The following is a 24,821-nucleotide window of genomic DNA, read 5'->3' on the forward strand; positions in this document are numbered from 1 at the left end:
CGTTCTTGGAATAAGTTTTGCCTTTCATAACGCTTCCTGTCATGCAACATTGAACGCATATCCATCTATCTATACATATAATCTATGATCGCTGTAACCCAGGATCGGATACTTCTATTCTATCATCTTTTCTATCATAATCCTATGCTTACCTATTCTTTAAACTCCTCTAATTTTCCTGCTTTTTCTGTGTGAATATTAGAAATATAACGACTTGTACACATTCAATTTCTGAAAGTGTTCAAGAGCTACCGTACGTTAAATTCATCATTACTCAAGATTTAATTAGATATGTGATATGGAGTATCTGTAATGTTGATCCATTTCTTCATTTCAGCAGACACAAAAAAGAGGATGTTTCACGTGAAACATCCTCTTTATCCATGTCTAAAATTCTATTTTGTTTAGTTTTTAGTTTTGACTGACTTCATAACCATCACGCACTATACCAGCGGAGTTTTCATTGGAGTTCCTGGTTTGCGCGGATACTTATAAGGTGTCTTATCGAATTTCTGAATCAGGATGATATGACGCTCTGATTCTTCAACCGGCAGCTGGAAAGGATGAACGGCTTTTACCCGTCCTTTCAACTGATTGAAGCTGAACTCCGCTTCCTTCATTTCCTCACGTGGGTCTCCGCCCTTCATCGCAGCGAACATTCCACCTTTGCGAACAAAGGGAAGACAAAATTCGTTAAGCACAGCCAGCTTGGCTACTGCACGCGCCGTAACGAGATCGTAACTGTCACGATACCCTTCTTTGCGTCCAATCTCTTCAGCACGGCCGTGTACCAACTCCACATCAGTCAGACCAAGGATATCTACTACATGCTGTAGAAAACCAATACGTTTATTCAACGAATCAATGATCGTCAACTTGATGTGCGGGAAACAGATTTTCAGGGGTAACCCAGGAAATCCTGCTCCTGAACCAATATCAGCAAGCTTATTCACCTTTGTCATATCTGTATAAAACGCCAGTGATACCGAATCATAGAAATGCTTTGTATATACTTGCTCCCGATCCGTAATACCGGTCAAATTCATCTTTTCATTCCAGGCTACCAGCTCCTGAAAATATAGTTCAAACTGCTCCAGCTGAAGTTCTCCCAGCTCTAATCCATGTTTCTTTAAGCGCCGCTGCAGTTGCTGTTGAATATCGTCCATTATTGTCCCCTTGCTGCGGTTACACGGTTGTAATGCTCCAGGTAGACCAGCAGAATGGAGATGTCTGCAGGAGTAACTCCAGCAATACGAGACGCCTGCCCAATCGAGATTGGACGAATCTTAGTGAGCTTCTGTTTGGCTTCCATAGCCAGACCATGAATCTCATCATATATGATGGTATCCGGTATTTTCTTTTTCTCCATCTTTTGCAAACGTTCCACGTGGATCAATTGTTTCTCAATATAACCCGCATATTTGATTTGAATTTCAACTTGTTCCTTCATATCTGCTGTCAGTTCTACCTCAGATGGTGAGAGTTGCTCAATCAGGTCATATCCCAGCTCTGGGCGACGCAGCAAGGTAAGCAACGTACTTCCATCCTGAATAGGTGTAGACCCGTATTCTTCCAGCTTCGCGTTCACTTCAACCGGACGAGCTTTGGCGACTTTCAGACGTGCAACTTCCTGCTCGACTTTCGCCTTTTTATCCAGGAATTTGGCATAACGATCTTCAGGGATCAGTCCAATATCATGTCCGATTTCCGTCAAACGCATATCAGCATTATCATGACGAAGCAACAGACGATACTCGGCACGTGAAGTCAACAGACGATACGGTTCATTCGTACCCTTTGTCACCAGATCATCAATCAGCACGCCAATATAACCTTGCGAACGATCAAGCACAATCGGCTCTTTGTCTTGTACTTTACGTGCAGCATTAATGCCGGCCATAACACCCTGTCCGGCCGCTTCTTCATAACCCGAAGTACCATTAATCTGTCCCGCTGTGAACAGGCCTGGCAGACGTTTAGTTTCAAGTGATGGCCACAATTGTGTAGGCACCATCGCATCGTATTCAATCGCATAACCGTTACGCATCATTTCCACTTTTTCCATACCCGGAATGGAGCGCAGAACCGCGAGCTGAACGTCTTCTGGCAGACTCGTAGATAGTCCCTGCACATAATACTCGGATGTGTTTTTGCCTTCCGGCTCCAGGAAGATCTGATGTTTCGGTTTGTCGCTAAACCGGACAATTTTATCTTCAATGGATGGGCAATAACGAGGCCCAGTCCCTTCGATTACACCTGAAAACATCGGTGCACGATGCAAATTATCATTAATAATCTGATGTGTTTCCACAGATGTATACGTCAACCAGCAAGGCAGCTGCTCATTATCAGAAGATTCTGTTTCATAGGAAAAGAACTTCGGCTCATCATCGCCAGGCTGAATTTCGGTTTTGCTAAAATCAATCGTATCCTTGTGTACACGTGGTGGTGTACCTGTTTTGAAACGGACCAGTTCGAAGCCCAGTTCACGCAGGTGCTCTGACAATTTAAGAGATGGTTGTTGATTGTTCGGTCCACTCTCATACATCAACTCACCCATAATCACTTTACCGCGCAAGTATGTGCCTGTGGTCAGAACGACCGCTTTGGCCCGATACTCAGTTCCGGTCTGAGTCACAACGCCTACGCATTTTCCGTCTTCAACGATCAGTCGATCAACCATACCCTGACGCATCGTCAGATTACGTTCATTCTCCATCGTTTCCTTCATTTTATGCTGGTAGGAGAATTTATCTGCTTGAGCACGAAGCGCATGAACAGCAGGCCCTTTACCCGTGTTGAGCATTCGCATCTGAATAAAGGTTTTATCGATATTCCGTCCCATTTCTCCACCAAGTGCATCAATCTCACGCACAACATGTCCTTTGGCCGGTCCCCCAATCGATGGGTTACAAGGCATAAAGGCCACCATATCCAGATTGATCGTAATCATTAGTGTTTTGGACCCCATACGGGCTGCGGCCAGCGCGGATTCCACACCAGCATGTCCTGCACCAACGACGATTACATCATAACTGCCGCCATCAAAAGCCATACCTGTTTACCTCCTTATTCCGCTGCATTTGGTGTAAGCCACACAGTCGGATCATGTACTACAATAATGAAACGAAATACTTCTAACCGTTCATCGGAACTTGCATTCCTATCTATATGAAACCAACACGTAATGGCAACAACATCATTCCATCCTTTGACAACGGGCAGAAATTGTACCTCTCCATCATACACTACGATTCAAGTCAATCCGCAGTATATTATTTTTACTTTCCTAGACAGAACTGGGAGAAAATCTGATCAATTAATGCATCATGTGCTGTATCTCCAACAATCTCACCCAAATGCTCCCACGCCAAACGAACATCAATCTGGATCATATCGATCGGAATGAACTGCTCTGCCGCTTCATAGGCATCCACCAGGGACTGCTTCGCTTTCTTGAGCAAAGCAATATGACGCACATTACTGACATAGGTCAGATCGGCGGACTCCAGTTTACCACTGAAGAATAGCGTAGAGATGGCATCTTCCAGTCGATCCACACCCAGATCATCTTTCACTGACATCGGTACAAGCCGTTCTTCCGGAATGTAACGAAGCAGCACGTCACGTTCTACCTGTGGCGTTAAGTCCATTTTATTCATAATGATTATCGATTGTCTACCGCGGATTTGTTCCAATAATTCAATCTCATCGGGATGAAGTGGCTCCGCAGCATTCACAACCATCAGGATCAGATCGGCTTCACTTACCGCAGAACGAGAGCGTTCTACCCCGATCTTCTCTACAACGTCCATCGTTTCCCGGATTCCTGCCGTATCCAGCAACTTCAGCGGGATATTATTAATCGTAATGAACTCCTCGATCACATCACGAGTTGTTCCTGGAATGTCCGTGACGATGGCCCGATTATCTTGCGCAAGTGTATTCATCAATGAAGATTTACCTACGTTAGGTCGTCCAACGATAGCCGTAGTGATACCTTCTCGCAGGATCTTTCCTTGCTCTGCTGTCGTCAGCAATTTATCGATCTCAGTCATAACCTGGCTGGACTTTTCTTTAATAAAATCAGATGTTAATGACTCGACATCATGCTCAGGGTAATCGATATTTACTTCAATGTGAGCCAGTGTTTCCACCAGTGTATATCGTAGATCACGCAGTTTGGAGGACAGTTTACCCTCAACTTGTTTTAATGCAACCGAGAAAGCCCGGTCCGATTTGGAACGAATAAGATCCATGACGCCTTCAGCCTGGGACAGGTCAATCCGCCCATTGAGGAAGGCACGCTTCGTGAATTCACCGGGTTCAGCCAGACGAATATCGAGCTGCAGCAGCAGGTCCATAACCCGCTTTACGGACACTACACCACCATGTGCACTGATCTCCACGACATCCTCTGTTGTGAATGAACGTGGTGCGCGCATTACCGTAACCAGTACTTCCTCAATCTTCTCCCCATTAACGGGATCTATGATATGACCATAATGAACCGTATGAGATGCTGCCTGAGTTAAAGGGGTTTTGCTGCGAAAAATCTTTTCTGTCTCCGACACTGCATCCGGGCCGCTGACCCGGATCACGGCAATACCCGCCTCTCCGACAGCCGTTGATATCGCTGTGATCGTATCACTGATCATGGTTATCTCTCCTTGCTCTATTTTAAAATTGCCGCCCCTCGGGGGACGCCATATTCATTTTCAAATCTATTGATGATATATCATATGACACGCTGCTTATCATATTAAGTTCAGTGTTTACCTATGCTACGCACCTTATCAAATTGCTTCTGTACGAAAAAAGCAATGGCTTCTGCACCGGGCAGGAAGCCATTGCGTCTTCAATTTCGTGTTATTTCGTCGTAATAACCACACGCCGATTGGGTTCTTCACCCTTACTTAACGTCTTAATCTGCGGGTGATTTTGCAGTTTAGCATGAATGACTTTTCGTTCGAGCGGAGGCATTGGCTCCAGTACAACTTCCTTGCCGGTACGGATTGCTTGTCCAGCCAGTCGTTCAGCCAGATCCTCCAGCGTCTTCCGCCGACGTTGACGGAAATTCTCAGCATCGAGCACAATTCGAACGAAGCTTTCCGAGTATCGGTTCGCTACAATGTTCGTTAGATACTGAAGCGCATCCAGCGTCTGTCCACGTCTGCCAATAATCATGCCCAGGTCTTCACCCGCAATATTGAAGATATGTCCGTCCCGCTGTTTTTTGATATGCACTTCAACATCCAGTCCCATACCTGCTGCGACCTCTTTCAAGAAAGCAGCCGCTTCTTCATAGGGATTTTTAGCTGCGACACCCTCAAGTAATGCATCTACTTCAGGTACGTGCGCGGCTGGCTTGATCGGCTGTTGAACAACTTCGGGTACAGGCAATAGTTTTACTTCAACTTTGGCCGCCTTCACCCCGATCAAACCCAGGAATCCTTTTGACGGCTGCTCTAACACTTGTATCTCGACCTTGTCCCGACTCACGCCAAGCTCGGTCAATCCTTGGTTTACAGCATCTTCAACGGTTTTTCCTGACGTAATGACTTTGGTCATTTCGATTTTTTGGCCCCTTTCGACCCTTTTCCAGAGACGGTCGCTTTGCCACCGTTTTTGCGTTTAGCTCCATTTTTGGAAGAGCTATTCTGCTTCACGTTGACCTCAGCCACGATTTTATCATTATTCCGGTAAAGGAAATAGTTTTGCACGATCGTGTAGATGTTACTGTAGAACCAGTACAGCGGAAGTGCTGCCGGGAACTGATAAGACATCACGAAGATCAAAATTGGGTATACCCACAGCATAAACTGCATCGGACCAACTTGCTGTGCAGGGTTCATACGCATCATCATCCACGTTTGAATGAATGTTGTAATGGCAGCCAGCACTGGCAAAATAAACAGGTGATCCGGTTCCCCGAGCTGGAGCCACAAGAAGTCATGTGTTCTCAGACTGGAGTTTCCGTAAATTGAGTTATAAAGTGCGATGTAAATCGGCATCTGAATCAGAAGTGGCAGACAACCCGCCATCGGATTAACTTTGTTCTCCTGAAACAACTTCATTGTTTCTTGCTGAACTTTCTCAGGTGTATCTTTAAACTTGGCTTGAATCTCCTTCAGCTGCGGCTGAATCGCCTGCATGGCTTTGGAGCTACGGACCTGCTTCATTGTTAATGGTAAAATCAATGTCCGTACAATAAGCACCATCACGAGGACAGCTAGTCCATATTCGCCGCTAAACCATTCTGCGAACGTATCGAGTGCATAAGAGAACCAGTAAACTACATTACTTTGCCAGAATGAATCACTATTCTTCAGATCTTCCGTAGTAACCCCGGCTCCCTGTGGAGTACATCCGGCGAGTATAGTGACCATTGCAATGACTGCAATGAGGAGAATCCACTTCCCCTTTGATGTCTTCAATCGCGACACTTCATAACCCCTCTCTTAACCATTCCATTCCACCGTAAATCATACCATAATTAGGAGGACAAATAAACCGAAGCTTACCGCTTGCCCGACTTCAAAAGAGAGCCTTTGCGCATCGCATGTAGCAGGCTTTTTTCCATCTCTTTATAGGGCATGTCCAGTGCACCTTTTCTGACGATGAAAATCAGATCCATCTGCGTGACAATCTCATGCTCATGATGACGAACAATTTCCTTAATCATGCGTCTCATCCGGTTGCGTACGACAGCGTTTCCGATTTTCTTGCTGCATGATACACCCACCCGGAATTGTTCCGTATCTTTACGGCGACAGCCATACACCACGAATTGATGATTGGCAAACGATTTCCCATACCGGTATACGCGGCTAAAGTCCGCCCGGTTTCGTAGACGCAGTCTTTTATACACGGCGCTTCTCCTTGCTGTTCTCCACCATTGTTATTGACGGAGGCCTCATTACTGATTTAGTATAGGCTTTCTTGAATAACGGTAAACCGTCTTGACGACAACTCATTTGAGATGTTTGTTGGTCGGTCATTTAAACCGAGCAAACATTCATCCTGGATGATTGCAGATCCAGCTATTTCAACTAAACCAGCATTCATCCTTATATAAGGTAAGTTTTCGAAAATGGAAAACTCACTTAACATACATAGATGTGTATTCAGGACTTTTTCGCAGACCATTCAGACCTGATCTGTACCAGCATCCAGTCTGAAATGACCCAAATTAAGAAAAAAAAGACCACCTCGGTGGTCTTCAATGCATTAAGCACTCAGGTTTTTACGGCCTTTAAGGCGACGTGCGGCCAAAATTTTACGGCCGTTGCTCGTGCTCATTCTTTTCCGGAAACCATGAACTTTTTTACGTTTACTAACGTTCGGTTTGAATGTAGGTCTCAATGTATTGCACCTCCTCACAAGGAAATACTTATGTGATGAATCACTTTCATCTTCACAGAAAACACCTTTATATATTTAACCATGATCACCTGGAAAAGTCAACTGTAAGGCTCGAGGCTTCTCCCTCTTTTATATACGTTCTCCATCCCACCCAAAATAATGACCACAGTCCGTTCACTTTATTATCATTACCAAGCCTCGAAGATAGCTCCAAAAGTTATCCCCAGACCCTGATTAGATCACGATATTACAGCTATAATAGTTATCCACACCCTCTAATACCGGCTATATCCTTCATTACACCCTGTTTAAAGTTATTCACATGTGGATAATGATTATAGGCTTCCTGTATAGTTGAATTCTGATCAGGTTGTATCCGCTTCAATTAAGGTTTACAAGCTTTTGAGAAAGGTGTAGGATAAAAATCACATCTTGTATACAAGTAGTCCTTTGAAAAAAACATTAGCAGTTATAATGCATACTACAGACGATGGATTGAGCTGAAATGTCCAGTCCGCAAAATAGTTATGCTATGATCAGTAATGAACTGATTACTTATTAATAGGAGCGTTAGCCATATGCTATTTCCTTCTTCCTGGCTTCAAGGAGCTTCCCGTGGTGAAGCCATTGCCTGCGAATTAAGGCTGCGGATCATCAGCGGTACCCTTCGACCTGGAGAGATTTTGTCGGAAAATCGAATTGCGGCTGATTTTGACAGCAGTCGTTCACCTGTCCGTGAAGCGTTAAGAACTTTGTCCAATGAAGGTCTTATTCGGCTAGAACGTATGGGTGTCGTTGTCCTGGGACTACGAATCAAGGATGTCGAAGAATTGTATGATGTCCGTTTCCTGATTGAAAGCTTTGTGCAGCAGCGACTCGCAGGCGATGTTCCAGATTCGTTGATCACCCAGTTGCGTAACGTGATCGACAAAATGCAACTCGCTGGCCGACATCAGGACGCCGTCGAATTTGCCTATCAGGATCTCGTTTTCCACGAAACCATCATTGAAGCTGCTCAGCATTCCCGTATTTCACATCTATGGAACAGTATTCGATATGTTGTGATGACCGTCATGCTGCTCACGACGCGCAGAGTATTTGTTCAAGGCGAGCAGAAAGTAAGCGCTGTAATTGAGAAACACCGTTTGCTCGTTGAAGCACTCGAATCCGGTGACCAAATGCTCATTCAGGCTGGAGTTCGCACATATTTCCAAGATTCAGGCAAAACCCTGCACGAAAGCTTTCACTCCTAATGGTGCAAGGCGTTTGCAATCATATCCGTCGTGAATGATTGCGGTTTAACTTGTCGACAAGTATACAAAATGCGATTTTATTTTAGTTTTGGGCATGATAAAGCTACATTTTCACCAACACCTCTTCTGCAGTACTGACATGAATACAGTTGATGAAGTTAATCTCACTTGTAAGCGTTCTATATCAGAAATAAAGGAGCACACCACATCATGAGCACTCTTTTTGGACTATCCCATAATGCAACATTATTGGTCTGGACATTAATTGCGATCGTTTTTCTGATCGTCTTGATCTCCAAATATAAATGGAATCCCTTTATCACCCTTTTGTTATCCGCATTAATGCTCGGTTTGCTGACAGGCATGAAACCTGCCGATGTGATCTCTTCCATTACTGGGGGACTCGGCGGCACACTTGGAACCATCGCAATTGTTATTGCCCTCGGTACGATGCTCGGTAAGATGATGGCCGAATCTGGCGGTGCCGAGCGCATTGCAACTACATTGGTCGATCGGTTTGGTGTGAAACGTGTGCACTGGGCCATGATGATTGTTGGATTTATTGTCGGTATTCCTGTTTTCTTCGAAGTGGGCGTTATTTTGATGATCCCCATCATTTTCACCGTTGCGCGTAAAACCAACATGTCATTGCTGCAGATTGGTATCCCCATTTTGGCAGGTCTATCGACTGTACACGGTTTGGTTCCACCGCATCCGGCGCCAATGATTGCAATTGAAGCCTTCAGCGCAGATCTGGGTAAAACCATTTTGTACTCCCTTATTGTTGGTATTCCTACAGCGATAATTGCAGGTCCTTTGTTTGGTAAATTTATTGGCAAAAGAATACACACCGAACCGCCAGCTGAACTGGCTGAACAATTCGCAACCAAAACAAACAGCAACATGCCTGGGTTCGGTATTACCCTGTTTACCATATTGCTGCCGGTCATTCTGATGTTAATCGGTTCAATAGCGAGCATCATTGACCCAAATGCTACGAGCGGCTTCACCGTTTTCAGTGAATTTATCGGCCATGAGATCATTGCCCTGCTGATTTCTGTCGTATTTGCTCTCTTTTCACTCGGCTTCACACGTGGATTCACCAAACATGATATTTCTCGCTTCACCAGTGAATGTCTGGCGCCTACGGCGACCATTATTCTCATTATTGGCGGAGGGGGTGCCTTCAAACAGGTATTGATCAATAGTGGTGTAGGTAACGCCATTGCTGAAGTCGCTACCCATGCCAACATTAACGTGATTTTGTTTGCCTGGCTTGTTGCGGCGCTTATTCGTGTAGCTACCGGTTCAGCAACCGTAGCCATGACAACAGCCGCTGGTATTGTCGCTCCAGTCCTTGCACTCACACCAGGGGCCAATATTGAGCTGGTTGTACTCGCCACAGGCGCAGGGTCACTCATCTTGTCCCATGTGAACGATGCAGGATTCTGGATGATCAAAGAATTCTTTAATATGAGCGTCGCCCAAACATTGAAAACGTGGACCGTTATGGAAACACTATTATCCGTGGTGGGACTGATCTTTATTTTGCTGCTAAGTACAGTATTATAAATCGAGTCTCTATAGTAGAAAGAAAAATAAAATCTTATTGCTTTCTGGAGAAAGAAGGATTAAATACATGAACAACTACATGATCGGAATCGATATCGGTACCACCAGTACCAAGTCTGTGTTGTTTACCGAGCAGGGCTCCGTCGTCAGTACCTCAACACAGGAATATCCTCTGTATACACCTGCACCCGATGTTGCTGAGCAGGACCCCGAAGAGATTGTACAGGCGGCCCTCCGCTCTGTGCGAGGGGTCATGGATCAGAGCGGTATTGCTGCCGAGCAGATCCTGTTCGTATCCTGCAGCTCGGCTATGCATAGCGTCATTGCCATGGACCGGGACGGCAAACCCTTAACTCGTTGCATTACCTGGGCGGATAATCGAAGTGCAGCATGGTCTGCTCAGCTCCAAGAGAATGGTTTGGGACATCGCATCTATCTGCGTACAGGTACTCCCATCCATCCGATGTCACCTTTGACCAAATTGATGTGGCTGCGCCATGATGAACCTGAACTTTTCGAGCGCACAGCCAAATTTATTTCTATTAAAGAATATCTGTTCTTCCGTCTATTTGGACAATATGTGGTTGATCATTCCATCGCTTCATGTACAGGCTTGCTCAATCTGGAACAACTGGACTGGGACGCGGAGGCCCTTGAGGTTGCAGGTATTACACCAGAACACCTATCGAAGCTCGTACCCACAACACATATATTAGAAGGAATGAATACCGAATCGGCTGAAAAAATGGCTCTCTCCCCCTCCACGCCCTTCGTTATTGGCGCAAGTGATGGGGTTTTATCCAATCTCGGCGTAAACGCCATTGAACCAGGTGTTGTCGCAGCAACCATCGGAACCAGTGGTGCCATTCGAACTGTCGTTGACCGTCCAGTTACCGACCCCAAAGGTCGAACATTCTGTTACGCCCTCACAGAAAATCTTTGGGTCCTTGGGGGACCTGTGAATAACGGTGGCATGCTGTTTCGTTGGGTGCGGGATGAATTCGCTGCGTCTGAAGTGGAGACAGCAAAACGACTCGGCATCAATTCCTATGATGTACTGACCAAGATTGCCGAACGTGTCCCGCCTGGCTCGGAAGGACTTCTGTTTCATCCGTACCTTTCAGGCGAACGTGCCCCTTTATGGAATCCGGATGCCCGCGGTTCCTTTTTCGGCCTAACACTCCATCATCAGAAAGAGCATATGATTCGTGCTGTCCTGGAAGGGGTTATTTTCAACCTATATACGGTACTGCTGGCTATGGAAGAACAGATTGGGCAACCTACCTCCATTCAAGCCACAGGTGGGTTTGCACGTTCTCCTCTCTGGCGCCAGATGATGTCCGATATCTTCAATCAGGAAGTTGTTGTGCCCGAGAGCTTCGAAAGTTCCTGTCTGGGTGCCGTCGTGCTTGGTCTGTACGCTACTGGAAGAATTGACTCACTTCATGCCGTTTCTTCCATGGTGGGTACAACGCATCGACATACCCCTGTCAAGGAGAATGCTGCACTTTACCAGGAGCTGCTGCCCATCTTCATTCGGATCTCTCGCAAACTGGAAGAGGAATATGCTGATATCGCTGAATTCCAGCGCAAGATGTCCTTTGACCGTCCCTAATTCATCAATCCATACGTAGTCTCTGCACCAAAAAAGAGGTTGTCGCCCAAAACCAGAAATCGGTTTTGGGCGACAACCTCTTTTAATATAAATTCATAAAGTATCCATTGGATTCATATCATACATTCATATCTTCTACCTCAATATTGAGCATCAACTGACCTCTTGATTCCTGATAATTCACATTCCAGATGTCATAAAATGAATTCCTCTTTGTCCATTATTCCTCTACTTCGACGATCGCAGAACGCCATCTTTTCAGAAGCCACATCACTTCTCTACTTTAACAGATACGCATAAGTTGATTACGCGCTCCGCCTCCCACCCTGATTCTGAATTCGTGAATTTCCCCTTACTCGTTTGGCAAGAAAAACAAGAGGGACAGAGGTAACTCTATTTCCAATCTCGATCATGCTCCATTTTCAATTCACGGTTATCCACAGACAGGTTATTCACAAACGAAGAATACTTTTACACACAATTTGGCATCATTTGACGGATAACCTGTGTATAAAACATTTTTGGTTTTTAGGTCTTTCTGTCGAAAATTAAACAGTTTATAAACAATATATTGTGTTGTGACTAAAAATTATACACAAGTTATTGAATTTGTGGATAAAATCACGCGATACGTTGAAATGCGGGGTTTCTTTTGCTATGATTGTATTACTTTTGGATGTGAATATGTGATCTGACCCATAATATTATCAACAGCCTGTGGATAAAGTTGTGAACAATTTTCCGTTGTTCATACTTTTTTTGTTTTCGACCTGCGGGGGTTTGGGGATAAATTCAACAATATATCTCGTATTTCGACACTGCATCATGGCTTAAGCCACACTTGGAACATGTAAAAGGAGTGACAGTCTGTGGACAGCCATACTTCTGATTTATGGCAGCAAATTTTATCAATCATACAAAACAAACTCAGCAAACCCAGCTTTGACACTTGGTTCAAAGCAACCAAAGCAACGAAGCTGAATGACCGTTCAATCGTCATTTCCGCACCAACTACGTTTGCCGTCGAATGGCTGGAGAGCCGTTACACCAAATTGGTTGGCTCGACGGTATACGAGCTGCTTGGCAAACAAGTCGATGTGAAATTTGTCATCGAAGAGAACAAGCCTGCTGAACCCGACCCGCAACTGCCGGCACCAACGCCTACAGTTGTACAGGAAGAAGCGGTTCTCAGCATGCTGAATCCGAAATATACGTTCGATACATTTGTCATCGGGCCGGGCAACCGTTTTGCCCATGCCGCATCGCTGGCGGTCGCTGAAGCGCCCGCCAAAGCTTACAATCCTCTCTTTCTGTATGGAGGAGTAGGTCTCGGTAAAACTCACTTGATGCATGCGATCGGACATTACGTTCTGGAGCATGATCCGGGCAGCAAAGTCGTTTATTTGTCGTCTGAGAAATTCACGAACGAATTCATTAACTCGATCCGTGACAACCGCGGAGAGAGCTTCCGTAACAAATACCGGAGCGTCGACATTCTGCTCATTGATGATATTCAGTTCTTGGCGGGAAAAGAATCGACACAAGAGGAATTTTTCCATACGTTTAATGCGCTGCATGAGGAACGGAAGCAGATCATCATCTCCAGCGACAGACCACCGAAGGAAATTCCGACACTGGAAGAACGACTTCGTTCTCGCTTTGAATGGGGGTTAATTACGGATATCCAGCCTCCAGATTTGGAGACAAGAATCGCTATTTTGCGTAAGAAAGCACGTGCGGAAAACCTGGATATTCCGAATGAAGCGATGATGTATATCGCCAACCAGATTGACACCAACATACGTGAACTGGAAGGCGCACTGATTCGCGTTGTTGCTTATTCTTCGCTGACTAATCAAGATGTAACCACTCATCTGGCAGCTGAAGCACTGAAGGATATCATTCCTTCGAGTCGTCCCAAAATGATCACTATTCATGACATCCAACAAAAGGTCGGCGAGTACTATAGCCTTAAGCTTGAAGATTTCAAAGCACGGAAACGGACCAAGGCAGTTGCTTTCCCAAGACAGATTGCCATGTATCTCTCTCGTGAACTGACAGATTTTTCTCTGCCCAAAATTGGAGAAGCATTCGGAGGACGAGATCACACCACTGTCATACACGCTCACGAAAAAATCTCCCAAGCCATAAAAATCGATCAGGATCTCTATAAAGTTATCAACAACTTAACCGAAAAAATTAAGAATCCAACCTGAACAAGTCCCAAGCCTATGCACAACGTATACACATGTGGATAGGCTTGGGTGTACGGGTTTATACCCACTTATCCACATATTCAGTGCCCCTATTACTATTATTACTAAAAAGATCTTAAAGATATCATCTCCAAAATAGCCATTTCGGAGCTTAGCCTTCGGCCTTTGAAAAACACCTTTTAACACCCCATCACCCAAAAAATCAGCTAGGAGTGAAACCATGAAAATCAGCATAATGAAAAACTATTTAAACGATTCCATACAGCAAGTATCCAAAGCGATATCGAGCCGTACAACGATTCCGATCCTGAGCGGTATCAAATTCGACGTCAATCATCAAGGTGTAACGTTGACAGCAAGCGACACCGATATATCCATTCAATCCTTCATCCCGCTTGAAGATGGAGATAAAAGCGTGGTTCAGGTAGATCAACCAGGCAGTGTAGTCTTGCCTGCCAAGTTTTTCGTAGAGATCATTAAGAAGCTGCCTTCGCAGGAAGTACACATGGAAGTAAAGGAGAACTTCAACACCTTCATCTCCGCAGGTGCTACCGAGATTCAACTGGTAGGTCTTGATCCGGAAGAATTCCCGGTACTGCCAAGCATCGAAGAAAACCAAACGGTCTCCATTCCAGGAGATTTGTTGAAAAATATGATCAAACAAACCGTCTTCTCCATTTCCACACATGAGACAACTCCAATCCTTACAGGTGTACTTTGGAGTTTGGGTGACAATGAGTTGAAATTTGTGGCAACAGACCGTCACCGTCTTGCTACTCGATCAGCAATGCTGGATAATGCAGAAGGTATCCGCTTTAACAACGTGGTCATCTCCGGTAAAACACTGAACGAACTCAGCAAAATTGTTCCGGATCAAAATACCCTTGTGGATATCGTTGTTGCAGATAACCAGGTCCTGTTCAAAATTGACCGTGTATTGTTCTACTCCCGTATTCTGGACGGAACATATCCGGATACTTCTAGAATTATTCCGACGTCATACAAAACAGAACTTGTTTTAGATACAAAAAAATTAAGTGAATCCATCGACCGGGCTTATTTGCTGTCGCGTGAAGAGAAAACAAACATCGTGCGTATGCAAACGATGGATTCGGGATCAGTCGAAATTTCCTCAAGCTCTTCCGAGTTAGGTAAAGTAAGAGAAGAAATCGAACCTGCCGAGTTTACAGGAGATCCGTTAAAAATCTCGTTCAACTCCAAATACATGCTGGATGTTCTGAAAGTGGTTGAAAGTGAGCAACTGATGATCGCTTTTACCGGCGTCATGAGTCCAATCATCTTGAAACCGCTGGATGACAGTCACAGCCTTTACGTCATACTGCCATACCGGACGACCAACTAACGAAAGGAAGATCACAGTGAACCAAGTTACGATTCGAACGGAATATATTAAGCTTGACCAATTTTTGAAATTGGCTGATTGCATCCCAACCGGAGGTATGGCCAAAGCTTTGCTTCAGGAGGGACTTGTACGTGTGAATAAAGAGCCTGAGGAACGCCGGGGACGCAAGTTATACCCTGGGGATATCGTTGAAGTGGACGGAGAAGGCACATTCGAAGTTGCTGCAGAGTAAGAAGAACAGTTCGATCCTGCTGCCTCCTGTCGGACGGGATAAAAGGGAGGTTACCACGTGTTTGTGAACAGCATTGATCTGCAGAATTTCCGCAATTATGAACATCTGAGACTGGACTCTTTTGGTCCCGTAAACTTGTTGATCGGGCAAAATGCCCAAGGAAAGACCAATCTTGCAGAGGCTATTTTTGTACTTGCACTCACCAAGAGCCACCGTACATCCCGTGACAAGGAGCTAATCCGTTTCGGTGAGGAACGGGCCAGGCTTGCAGCAGAGGTCGACAAAAAGTACGGATCGGTTAAGCTTGAACTATCGTTGTCGCAACAAGGCAAAAAAGCGAAGATTAACGGCCTGGAGCAGCGCAAGTTAAGTGATTTTGTCGGAGCACTCAATGTCGTGATGTTTGCACCGGAAGATCTGGAGATTGTAAAAGGCACGCCGGGGGTCCGCCGCCGGTTTCTTGACATGGAGATTGGGCAGGTGGCACCAGGTTACCTGTATCATCTGCAGCAATATCAAAAAGTGCTGGTCCAGCGAAACAATCTGCTCAAGCAGCTATGGGGACAAGGGGCATCAGCCCAGACCATGCTTGAGGTGTGGAACGAACAACTGGTCGAGCATGGTGTTAAAATCGTCAAAAAAAGGAAACAATTCATAAAGAAACTGCAAAAGTGGGCAGAAACGATTCATCAGGGGATCACCGGAGGCGGAGAAGTCTTGCGGCTGGCCTACCTTCCGTCCTTCAGCGAAGCGGCTGAAGAAGATGAAGCTGTCTTAATGGACCAATTTATGATAAAATTATCACAAATGAAAGAGCAGGAGATTCGCCGAGGCACAACCCTTAGTGGGCCGCATCGGGATGACCTGTCCTTTTTCATTAACGATCGGGAAGTACAAACATATGGCTCGCAGGGGCAGCAGCGCACAACGGCGTTGTCCCTTAAACTTGCGGAAATTGAACTGATTCACGAAGAAATCGGAGAATATCCGGTCCTGCTTTTGGACGATGTCCTGTCCGAGTTGGACCCTTTTCGTCAGACGCAGCTGATCGAAACGTTCCAGAGCAAGGTGCAAACCTTTATTACGGCTACGGGGATCGAGAGCCTGAACGTTGACAAGCTCAAAGATGCCAGTATTTATCACGTTCATGCCGGACAGGTTGAACGCTAAGGAGTGAGGGCTTATGTACATTCATCTGGGCGGTGAGAAGATCATCCGTTCTTCCGAATTGGTCGCTATTTTTGATATATCGATTGAAAAATCCTCAAAGATCTCCAAGCAGTATGTCACGCATGCCGAGCAGGAAAAAACCGTGGAACACATCGGTGAAGAGGAAGCCAAGTCCATTGTGGTGACCAAAAACATTGTGTACTACTCGCCTATTTCCTCAGCCACGCTGAAGAAGCGGGCTCACATTTTTCCTGATCTTTAGCGTTGGTGTGGCATTAAAGGTGTGTCTTTTGCTGCTTGTCTTTAATTTGGACAGCTGGCTGAAATGAAGGACGTTGCCTGTTTCAGCAAACATTCTTAGTTAACGCATATTTACGATATTGAATCTATAGAAGTAGGTGAAAGGCATGTCTATGAATCAACCGTCATATGATGCGAATGAAATTCAGGTCCTTGAAGGATTGGAAGCCGTACGGAAGCGTCCGGGGATGTATATCGGTTCCACCAGTTCCAAGGGCCTGCATCATCTGGTCTGGGAAGTAGTGGACAACAGTATCGACGAAGCGCTTGCAGGTTACTGTGACCACATTGAGGTCAGTATCCATGAAGACAACAGCGTAACTGTAGTCGATAACGGTCGGGGTATTCCTGTCGGCGAACATGCCAAAATGAAACGTCCTGCACTTGAGGTAGTTATGACTGTCCTCCATGCAGGAGGAAAATTTGGCGGCGGCGGATATAAAGTATCCGGTGGTTTGCATGGTGTCGGTGTGTCCGTTGTGAATGCTCTCTCTGAAAAAGTGGTTGTAACGGTTAAACGTGAGGGACATATCTACCAACAGGAATATCGCCGTGGAGCTCCACAGTATGACCTGAAAGTAATCGGTACAACGGACGAAACGGGAACAACGGTTAGGTTCCATCCAGACCCTGAAATTTTTACGGAAACGAGAGTTTATGAATATGACATCTTGCTTGCCCGTATTCGTGAGCTGGCGTTCCTGAACAAGGGCATTGGTCTTACACTAACGGATGAGCGTACAGGTGCAACCAACTCGTTCCTGTACGAAGGCGGCATTATCGAATACGTCTCCTTCCTCAACCAGAAGCGCGAAGTACTGCATGAAAATCCAATTTACGTCGAAGGTTCAAGAGACAACATCCAGGTGGAAGTTGCGTTGCAATACAATGACAACTACACCGAGAATATCTATTCCTTCGCGAACAATATCAACACGCATGAGGGCGGAACCCATGAATCAGGTTTCAAGAGTGCCCTTACACGGATCATCAATGACTACGCCCGTAAGGCAGGGGTAATCAAAGACAGCACAGGGAACCTTTCCGGGGACGATGTGCGTGAAGGTTTGACGGCTATTATTTCGGTCAAGATTCCAGAACCGCAATTTGAGGGACAGACGAAGACCAAGCTGGGAAACAGTGAAGTACGTGGTATTGTCGAATCCTTGTTTGCCGAGAAGCTGCAGGAATTCCTGGAAGAGAATCCTTCCGTATCCCGTCGCATTTTGGAAAAAGGACTGCAAGCAGCACGTGCTCGTGAAGCGGCACGTAAAGCTCGGGAACTGACACGTCGTAAAGGTGCACTGGAAGTAAGCTCACTCCCAGGTAAACTGGCCGACTGTTCATCCAAGGATGCTTCAATCAGCGAATTGTACATCGTCGAAGGTGACTCTGCCGGCGGATCAGCGAAGCAAGGTCGGGATCGACATTTCCAAGCGATTTTGCCGCTCCGTGGTAAGATTCTGAACGTGGAAAAAGCTCGTCTGGACCGGATCTTGGGTAATGCTGAGATTAGAGCGATTATTACGGCGATGGGTACAGGTATTGGTGATGACTTTGATATTGCCAAAGCCCGCTATCACAAAATCATTTTGATGACTGATGCCGATGTCGATGGTGCTCATATCCGAACACTGCTTCTGACATTCCTGTATCGGTACATGCGCAAAATCATTGAGGCAGGTTATGTATATATTGCACAGCCGCCATTGTTCAAGATTGAGCGTAACAAAGTAATTCGCTATGCTGGTTCCGAGAAAGAGCGCGATGAAATTATTGCAACGCTCGGCGAAAATGCGAAATTCAACGTTCAGCGTTACAAAGGTCTCGGTGAGATGAATGCCGGACAATTGTGGGAAACGACGATGGATCCGGAGAGCCGGACCATGATGCAAGTATCGATCAACGATGCCATCCTTGCTGATGCCATGTTCGACACCCTCATGGGGGATAACGTTGAACCGCGTCGTGACTTTATTCAGGAAAATGCTAAATACGTGAAAAACCTCGACATTTAACCATATTCGAAGAGGCGCCTGAGAGGGCGCCTTTTTATATTATTGGAATCATCGAAGAGGGAAGTTAATAGACTTCCGTATTCGTTTGTTACCGACGTACACGTTTTTTAGCAGACGAGGCCTGTGCTTTAGGGGATGGACGAGAGGTTTTACCCTTTTTGGAGGGTAAACGACCGTAGGCAATGGCATATCGTTTAATCTTCCGGTACGCCTCCTTGTCCGGCAGTAAGCCAAAAGCATAAATGCCCGGCAGTGTGTTAACTTCAAGAATCCAGGGGCGCCCTTCTTCGTCTAGTGCAATATCAATACCGATCTCTTTGAGCCTTGGAAATGATGTTTGCAATTGCACAGCGGTATGAATGCCTAGTCGGTACAGCTCATTACGAAGCTTCTTGAAGCGATCCTGGTGAAGATGGGGGAGTACGAGTTCCTCGAACGTGGCCAATCGTCCACCACCGTGAATGTTGGTGATGATTTTGCCTGGCGCGGCGACCCGTCCGAGTATACCTGTTGTTTCCCAGTTATGTTGCAGATTTTTCTGGGTCAACACACGCAAGTCAAAAGGCAAATCCTTATACTTCATCAGTGGGATTCCTTGTTGAATAATATAGTCACGTTTCTGTATCCGATCATTCAGCGCCCGTTCAAGATCGTCCAGGGAATGAAATGACTTCTCCTCTGTTCCGTATTGGAGTTGATATGTTGTTGTGAGGTGAGTAGCTCTGGAAGTAACAGAGGTCGCCTCGGTTTCGCCAGGTAGGTTTCGATCATTGGTTTCTTCGGAAACCTCTGTATCTGCCGTGGAATCTTCGGAATAAAACACAGGTTGGTACAGACGGGTGGTTTTCACCCGCATTACGCCATTACCGTAAGTGCCACGGTCCGGCTTGATATAGTTGGACTCGAATAATTCAGTCATTCGTTCCAGAGTTTGACGACTATATTTTCGGGTTACGGGAATATATTCATTCACACTGCGACTGCGTTGTAACACAGCTGTTTTGGCCCATTTGCTGGAGACACGCTGGATACCCAAGATTCATCAACCCTTTCATGTTTTGCTCAGTTCTCAATAGGGGAAGACACGGAGAAATCGAAGGACAAGTTACGATTTCAGTGGTATAATAGAGAAATATGGCGTTTTGTGCGATGAGCTGCATAATTTGTAGTTTGATCGTAGAACGGGAACGGCTTTAGCCACGGTGGGCACAGTATAAATGCCGCTTTTCCTAGCATTGTATGTGCAATTGGGGAGGAAGGCAGGGCGAATCCCCAGACACGTAGAAGTTCCCGGAAGAAAGGCTATTGCCCAGCGGACGTTTAATTGTGTAACTTTTGTGAAAGTAATATAATAAAGAATAGCGTTCTTGCGCGGTTTTAGCCTTGTTAGGCTTTTCACATATAATCAATTTATTGAATGACGGAATGGAACGTTTGTTGAAGGACAAGAAGGAGGTCCAGCATGGCGGAAGAAATGAACTCGCAGATTACAGATCGGGATATTGGCGTCGAGATGCGTGAATCGTTTATGGATTATGCGATGAGCATCATTGTTAGTCGTGCCTTACCTGACGTGCGTGATGGATTGAAGCCGGTTCACCGGCGTATTCTGTACGCAATGTCGGAGCTTGGTATGACACCCGATAAACCACATAAAAAATCAGCCAGAATCGTCGGCGAAGTTATCGGTAAGTATCACCCGCACGGTGACTCTGCTGTTTACGAGACGATGGTACGGATGGCACAGGATTTCTCCCTGCGTTATATGCACGTAGATGGACATGGTAACTTTGGATCGGTCGATGGCGATATGGCAGCAGCCATGCGTTATACGGAAGCTCGTTTGTCCAAGATTGCAATGGAAATGCTCAGAGATATCAACAAGGATACAATTGACTTCCAGCCGAACTATGACGGTGAAGAACATGAGCCTATTGTTTTACCTGCGCGTTTTCCTAACTTGCTTGTCAATGGGGTTGGCGGGATCGCGGTAGGTATGGCAACCAATATTCCTCCTCATAATCTGGGAGAGGTCATTGACGGCGTACAGGCCATGATTCAAAATCCGGACATTACCTCCATGGAACTGATGGATTACATTCAAGGGCCAGACTTCCCGACGTCCGGTTACATTCTGGGACGCTCAGGCATTCGCCAGGCATATCAGACTGGACGTGGTTCAGTAACGATGCGGGCCAAAACCAACATCGAAGAGAATAACAATAAGGCGAGAATTATTGTTACGGAGCTCCCTTATCAAGTGAACAAGGCAAGACTCGTTGAGAAAATTGCCGAGTTGGTACGTGATAAAAAGATTGATGGCATTACAGACCTTCGTGATGAGTCTGACCGTAACGGTATGCGGGTTGTAATTGAACTCCGCAGAGACGTGAATCCGGGGGTTGTTCTGAACAACCTGTACAAACATACATCGATGCAATCCACTTTCGGGATTAACATGCTTGCGATTGTAAATAAAGAGCCTAAAATTCTAAACTTGCGTGAAGTGTTGTATCACTATCTGCAGCATCAGATCGAGGTTATTCGCAGACGTACGCAGTTTGAACTGAAAAAGGCTGAAGCTCGTGCACATATTCTGGAAGGTTTGCGTATTGCACTGGATCATATCGACGAGATTATTACGTTGATTCGTTCATCCAGTAATGCGGATGCAGCCAGAGAAGGTTTGATTGAGCGTTTCTCACTCAGTCATGATCAGGCTCAAGCTATTCTGGATATGCGTCTGCAACGCCTTACAGGTTTGGAACGCGAACGTATTGAGAACGAATATAACGAACTGATGGTCAAAATCAGAGAGTATCGTGAAATTTTGGCCAATGAGCATCTCGTACTTGAAATTATCAGTACAGAGTTGCAAGAGATTCGCGACCGCTTTAGCGATGATCGCCGTACAGAGATTACTGTAGGTGAAGAAAGTATTCTGGATGAAGACCTAATTCCGCGTGAAGAGGTTATCATCACGATTACCCATACTGGCTACGTGAAACGTCTGCCGGTATCCACATACCGCAGCCAGAAACGTGGTGGGCGTGGGGTTGTGGGGATGGACACCAAAGATACCGACTTCGTTGAGCATCTGTTTGTGACCAACTCCCACAATTACCTCATGTTCTTCACGGACAAAGGTAAAGTGTATCGTCTCAAAGCTTATGAGATTCCAGAGCTTGGACGTACCGCACGTGGAACACCTATTATCAACCTGATCCAGATCGAGCAGGGCGAATCGGTCAATGCCGTAATTCCGGTTCAGGAATTCGAGAGTGACAGATTCTTGTTCTTTGCTACCCGCCAAGGGGTTGTGAAGAAGACGCCACTTGAGGATTACACCAACATTCGCAAAGGCGGCCTGATCGGTATTTCCTTGCGTGATGATGATATCCTGATTGATGTTAAGCTGACCGATGGACAGCAAGAGATCATTATGGGTACAGCTCACGGAATGTCCATCCGATTCTCGGAAGGTAACGTACGTTCCATGGGACGTAGTGCAACCGGGGTTAAAGGGATCACATTGGATGAACAGGATGCCGTTATTGGCATGGATGTAGTCGATAAAGAGCTTGATGTTCTGATCGTTACAGCCAAAGGTTACGGTAAACGTACACCTGTCAGTGATTATCGGATGCAGACTCGTGGCGGTAAAGGGATCAAGACCATTAATGTTACAGAGAAGAACGGCTCAGTAGTCAGCCTCAAAATGGTTAAAACGGAAGAGGATCTGATGATCATCACATCTAGCGGTACTTTGATCCGGATGAGCATGGAAGGCATATCCACTATGGGTCGATACACGCAGGGCGTGAAACTGATTCATATTCGTGATGAGGATTCCGTAGCTACAGTCAGCCGAATCGATAAGAATGAAGAAGAACCAGACGACGAATTGCTTGAAGGCTCGGAAGGCGGGGATTCCCAAGCTCCGGAAGTAAGCCTGGAAGAAGGCACCGTTGCTGACGCTGAAGTCGAAGGCGACGATTCCGGTTCGGAAGCATAAGATAGAACTTTCTGAAGACCAATCTATTGGTGATTGGAACAAGATTTTAGAGGGCTCCCACTGGGGGCCCTTTTGTTGTATAAAGGAATGTCCATCTTTCATTCCTTACAATCTGGGATGTACAGCCTGATTTTTGAGTAATATAATGGGAAATATCAAGAAAAACCGGGACTATGGTCTTGTTTTAGTATTAACATAGAAGAACGATGAGCGAGGGGAATAACACATGGGATTAATCACCCTGTCAGAAGTCAAACCAGGACTCAAACTTGGGAGTGATGTGCACACACTTCGCGGCAACGTCCTGCTTCAGAAGGGCAAAGTCATTTTACCCAAGGATATGGAAGTGCTCAGAGCCTTTATGATTCACCAGGTGGATATTGAACAAGAAAGAACGGTAGCGGGCAGCACAGGGTCCAAAGGTGCAGCTGCGTCGGCAGGAAGTACGGCAAGTGAGAAGAATGGGGAACGGGCAGGTAAGGCAGGAAACGCCATCACAGCTCCTGCAGCAACGTCTCTACAGGATGAGTATGAGAAGATGGTCGGATTAACCAAAAGTGCATTCCTGTCCTCTCTCGCGGCTGAATTGCCTGTATATGAGTTGCGTACACAGTTGGAGGCTTTATTTGTACATCTCAAACAATATAATGTGCTTACCTTTAGCCCACGAGTAATACAAGAACATGATTATGTGTATCACCATGCCGTACTGAGTGCGATCACATCGTATCAACTGGCCCAATGGATGGATCTCCCGTCCAAGGATTGGATGCAAGTTGCCTTTGCAGGCTTGTTCCATGATATTGGTAACAACAAAGTAGATCCGCAGATTCTCCATAAACCATCCACGTTGACCGCTACAGAGCAAGAAGAGATCCGTCAGCATACTAAATATGGCTATCAGATTCTTAAACAGGCAAAGGCCATTAATGAGGGAGCCAGACTTGCAGCTTTGCAGCATCATGAAAAAGTTGACGGATCGGGGTACCCATTGCAGCTTAGCGGAACGCAAATTCATATTTACGCCAAGATTGTAGCTATAGCTGATATTTTCCACGCCATGACACTGGAGAAGATCTACCGTAAGGCACAATCCCCGTATCTGGTCCTGGAACAGATCCAGAGCGAAGCGTTCGGGAAATTGGATCCTGCAATTGTGAGTGTATTTGTTCAACGGTCGACCCAGATCCATAATGGCATCCGAGTGAAACTCAGCAATAACCAAATAGGAGAGATCGTATTCTCTGATCGGGATCATCCTACACGTCCTATGGTGTCAGTAGAAGGAACCATCATTAACCTAATGCAGCAAAGGCAGCTTCACATTCAAGAGGTTATCGGTTAACTATAAATATTAGAGTAACTTGATGAGAAGGTCTTTCTTTTATAGAGGGGCCTTTTTATGTGAAATAAAAATAGTAATGTAGATATACCAAAAAGATTATAGAAAGGTTGAAAATTACTCAAAAAAAGACTTGCAATGTAAATCTGTACATGGTATATTCTAAGTCCGGCCAAGAAAACACGGTTCACACGGTGCGGCAAGCGAAACGGATAAGCTTCGAAAGAAACTTAAAAAAAGAGCTTGCAAAGTTGGTTTGGATGTGATAAGATATAAAAGTTGCTGAGGAGAACGACATTCGGTAACAAAACAAGTTTGATCTTTGAAAACTGAACAACGAGTGAGTAAACATTCTGCTTG

General features: G+C 45.6%; 19 protein-coding genes. 11 read left to right on the top strand and 8 right to left on the bottom strand.

All coding sequences use genetic code 11. From position 1 onward, the window contains the following. Nucleotides 1-443 precede the first annotated feature (443 nt). The 7 genes from rsmG to rpmH form a co-directional block, all read right to left on the bottom strand. Nucleotides 444-1,166 (bottom strand): 16S rRNA (guanine(527)-N(7))-methyltransferase RsmG, encoded by a 723-nt coding sequence (rsmG, locus tag FS628_RS21195; protein ID WP_145324982.1) that lies wholly within the window; start codon nucleotides 1,164-1,166, stop codon nucleotides 444-446. Continuing rightward, entirely contained in the window at nucleotides 1,166-3,055 is a 1,890-nt protein-coding gene (mnmG, locus tag FS628_RS21200; RefSeq protein WP_145324983.1) for a tRNA uridine-5-carboxymethylaminomethyl(34) synthesis enzyme MnmG, read from the bottom strand. The genes rsmG and mnmG overlap by 1 nt, the downstream gene beginning before the upstream one ends. A gap of 226 nt (nucleotides 3,056-3,281) precedes the next feature. Continuing rightward, entirely contained in the window at nucleotides 3,282-4,658 is a 1,377-nt protein-coding gene (mnmE, locus tag FS628_RS21205; protein ID WP_124118699.1) for a tRNA uridine-5-carboxymethylaminomethyl(34) synthesis GTPase MnmE, read from the bottom strand. 211 nt (nucleotides 4,659-4,869) lie between these two features. Next, nucleotides 4,870-5,571: an RNA-binding cell elongation regulator Jag/EloR gene (gene jag / locus FS628_RS21210; RefSeq protein WP_076332219.1), complete on the bottom strand. Its 702-nt coding sequence runs from the start codon at nucleotides 5,569-5,571 to the stop codon at nucleotides 4,870-4,872. Further along, nucleotides 5,568-6,446: a YidC/Oxa1 family membrane protein insertase gene (locus FS628_RS21215; RefSeq protein WP_145324984.1), complete on the bottom strand. Its 879-nt coding sequence runs from the start codon at nucleotides 6,444-6,446 to the stop codon at nucleotides 5,568-5,570. The genes jag and FS628_RS21215 overlap by 4 nt, the downstream gene beginning before the upstream one ends. 74 nt (nucleotides 6,447-6,520) lie before the next feature. Further along, a complete protein-coding gene (gene rnpA / locus FS628_RS21220) occupies nucleotides 6,521-6,871 on the bottom strand; it encodes a ribonuclease P protein component (protein WP_017691415.1) in 351 nt (116 codons plus the stop codon). A 359-nt stretch (nucleotides 6,872-7,230) separates the two neighbouring features. Further along, complete coding sequence (rpmH, locus tag FS628_RS21225) at nucleotides 7,231-7,365, bottom strand: 50S ribosomal protein L34 (RefSeq protein WP_017691413.1); 135 nt, start codon at nucleotides 7,363-7,365, stop codon at nucleotides 7,231-7,233. A gap of 578 nt (nucleotides 7,366-7,943) precedes the next feature. Here rpmH and FS628_RS21230 point away from each other — a divergent pair. From FS628_RS21230 to gyrB, 9 genes are all read left to right on the top strand, one after another. Next, a complete protein-coding gene (locus FS628_RS21230; RefSeq protein WP_145324985.1) occupies nucleotides 7,944-8,618 on the top strand; it encodes a GntR family transcriptional regulator in 675 nt (224 codons plus the stop codon). A gap of 210 nt (nucleotides 8,619-8,828) precedes the next feature. After that, the gene (locus FS628_RS21235) at nucleotides 8,829-10,190 is read left to right on the top strand and encodes a GntT/GntP/DsdX family permease (protein ID WP_145324986.1); all 1,362 of its coding nucleotides are present in this window, start codon (nucleotides 8,829-8,831) and stop codon (nucleotides 10,188-10,190) included. A 67-nt stretch (nucleotides 10,191-10,257) separates the two neighbouring features. Beyond that, nucleotides 10,258-11,805: a gluconokinase gene (gntK, locus tag FS628_RS21240; protein WP_145324987.1), complete on the top strand. Its 1,548-nt coding sequence runs from the start codon at nucleotides 10,258-10,260 to the stop codon at nucleotides 11,803-11,805. Between the two features lie 869 nt (nucleotides 11,806-12,674). After that, on the top strand, nucleotides 12,675-14,021 hold the full coding sequence (gene dnaA / locus FS628_RS21245; RefSeq protein ID WP_100526825.1) for a chromosomal replication initiator protein DnaA: 1,347 nt from the start codon (nucleotides 12,675-12,677) through the stop codon (nucleotides 14,019-14,021). A 220-nt stretch (nucleotides 14,022-14,241) separates the two neighbouring features. Further along, nucleotides 14,242-15,384: a DNA polymerase III subunit beta gene (dnaN, locus tag FS628_RS21250; protein ID WP_017691408.1), complete on the top strand. Its 1,143-nt coding sequence runs from the start codon at nucleotides 14,242-14,244 to the stop codon at nucleotides 15,382-15,384. 16 nt (nucleotides 15,385-15,400) lie between these two features. Beyond that, nucleotides 15,401-15,616 carry a S4 domain-containing protein YaaA gene (gene yaaA / locus FS628_RS21255; protein ID WP_036611994.1) on the top strand — a complete coding sequence of 72 codons (216 nt, stop codon included), beginning with the start codon at nucleotides 15,401-15,403 and terminating at the stop codon, nucleotides 15,614-15,616. Nucleotides 15,617-15,673: 57 nt separating this feature from the next. After that, nucleotides 15,674-16,786: a DNA replication/repair protein RecF gene (gene recF / locus FS628_RS21260; RefSeq protein ID WP_076216624.1), complete on the top strand. Its 1,113-nt coding sequence runs from the start codon at nucleotides 15,674-15,676 to the stop codon at nucleotides 16,784-16,786. Between the two features lie 13 nt (nucleotides 16,787-16,799). Then, nucleotides 16,800-17,048, top strand: a complete 249-nt coding sequence (gene remB / locus FS628_RS21265; RefSeq protein ID WP_017691405.1) for an extracellular matrix regulator RemB — start codon at nucleotides 16,800-16,802, stop codon at nucleotides 17,046-17,048. Between the two features lie 145 nt (nucleotides 17,049-17,193). Then, nucleotides 17,194-19,104, top strand: a complete 1,911-nt coding sequence (gene gyrB, locus FS628_RS21270; RefSeq protein ID WP_062836512.1) for a DNA topoisomerase (ATP-hydrolyzing) subunit B — start codon at nucleotides 17,194-17,196, stop codon at nucleotides 19,102-19,104. A gap of 88 nt (nucleotides 19,105-19,192) precedes the next feature. Here gyrB and FS628_RS21275 read toward each other — a convergent pair whose 3' ends face one another. Further along, nucleotides 19,193-20,140, bottom strand: a complete 948-nt coding sequence (locus FS628_RS21275; RefSeq protein ID WP_145324988.1) for a YheC/YheD family protein — start codon at nucleotides 20,138-20,140, stop codon at nucleotides 19,193-19,195. 426 nt (nucleotides 20,141-20,566) lie between these two features. Between FS628_RS21275 and gyrA the strand changes: the two genes are divergently transcribed. Continuing rightward, nucleotides 20,567-23,119: a DNA gyrase subunit A gene (gyrA, locus tag FS628_RS21280; protein WP_145324989.1), complete on the top strand. Its 2,553-nt coding sequence runs from the start codon at nucleotides 20,567-20,569 to the stop codon at nucleotides 23,117-23,119. Between the two features lie 226 nt (nucleotides 23,120-23,345). Beyond that, nucleotides 23,346-24,464: an HD-GYP domain-containing protein gene (locus FS628_RS21285; RefSeq protein WP_145324990.1), complete on the top strand. Its 1,119-nt coding sequence runs from the start codon at nucleotides 23,346-23,348 to the stop codon at nucleotides 24,462-24,464. Nucleotides 24,465-24,821: the final 357 nt, after the last annotated feature.

Origin of the sequence: Paenibacillus xylanexedens (assembly GCF_007676705.1) — a bacterium.
In the GTDB taxonomy this organism is placed as follows: Bacteria; Bacillota; Bacilli; order Paenibacillales; family Paenibacillaceae; genus Paenibacillus; species Paenibacillus xylanexedens_C.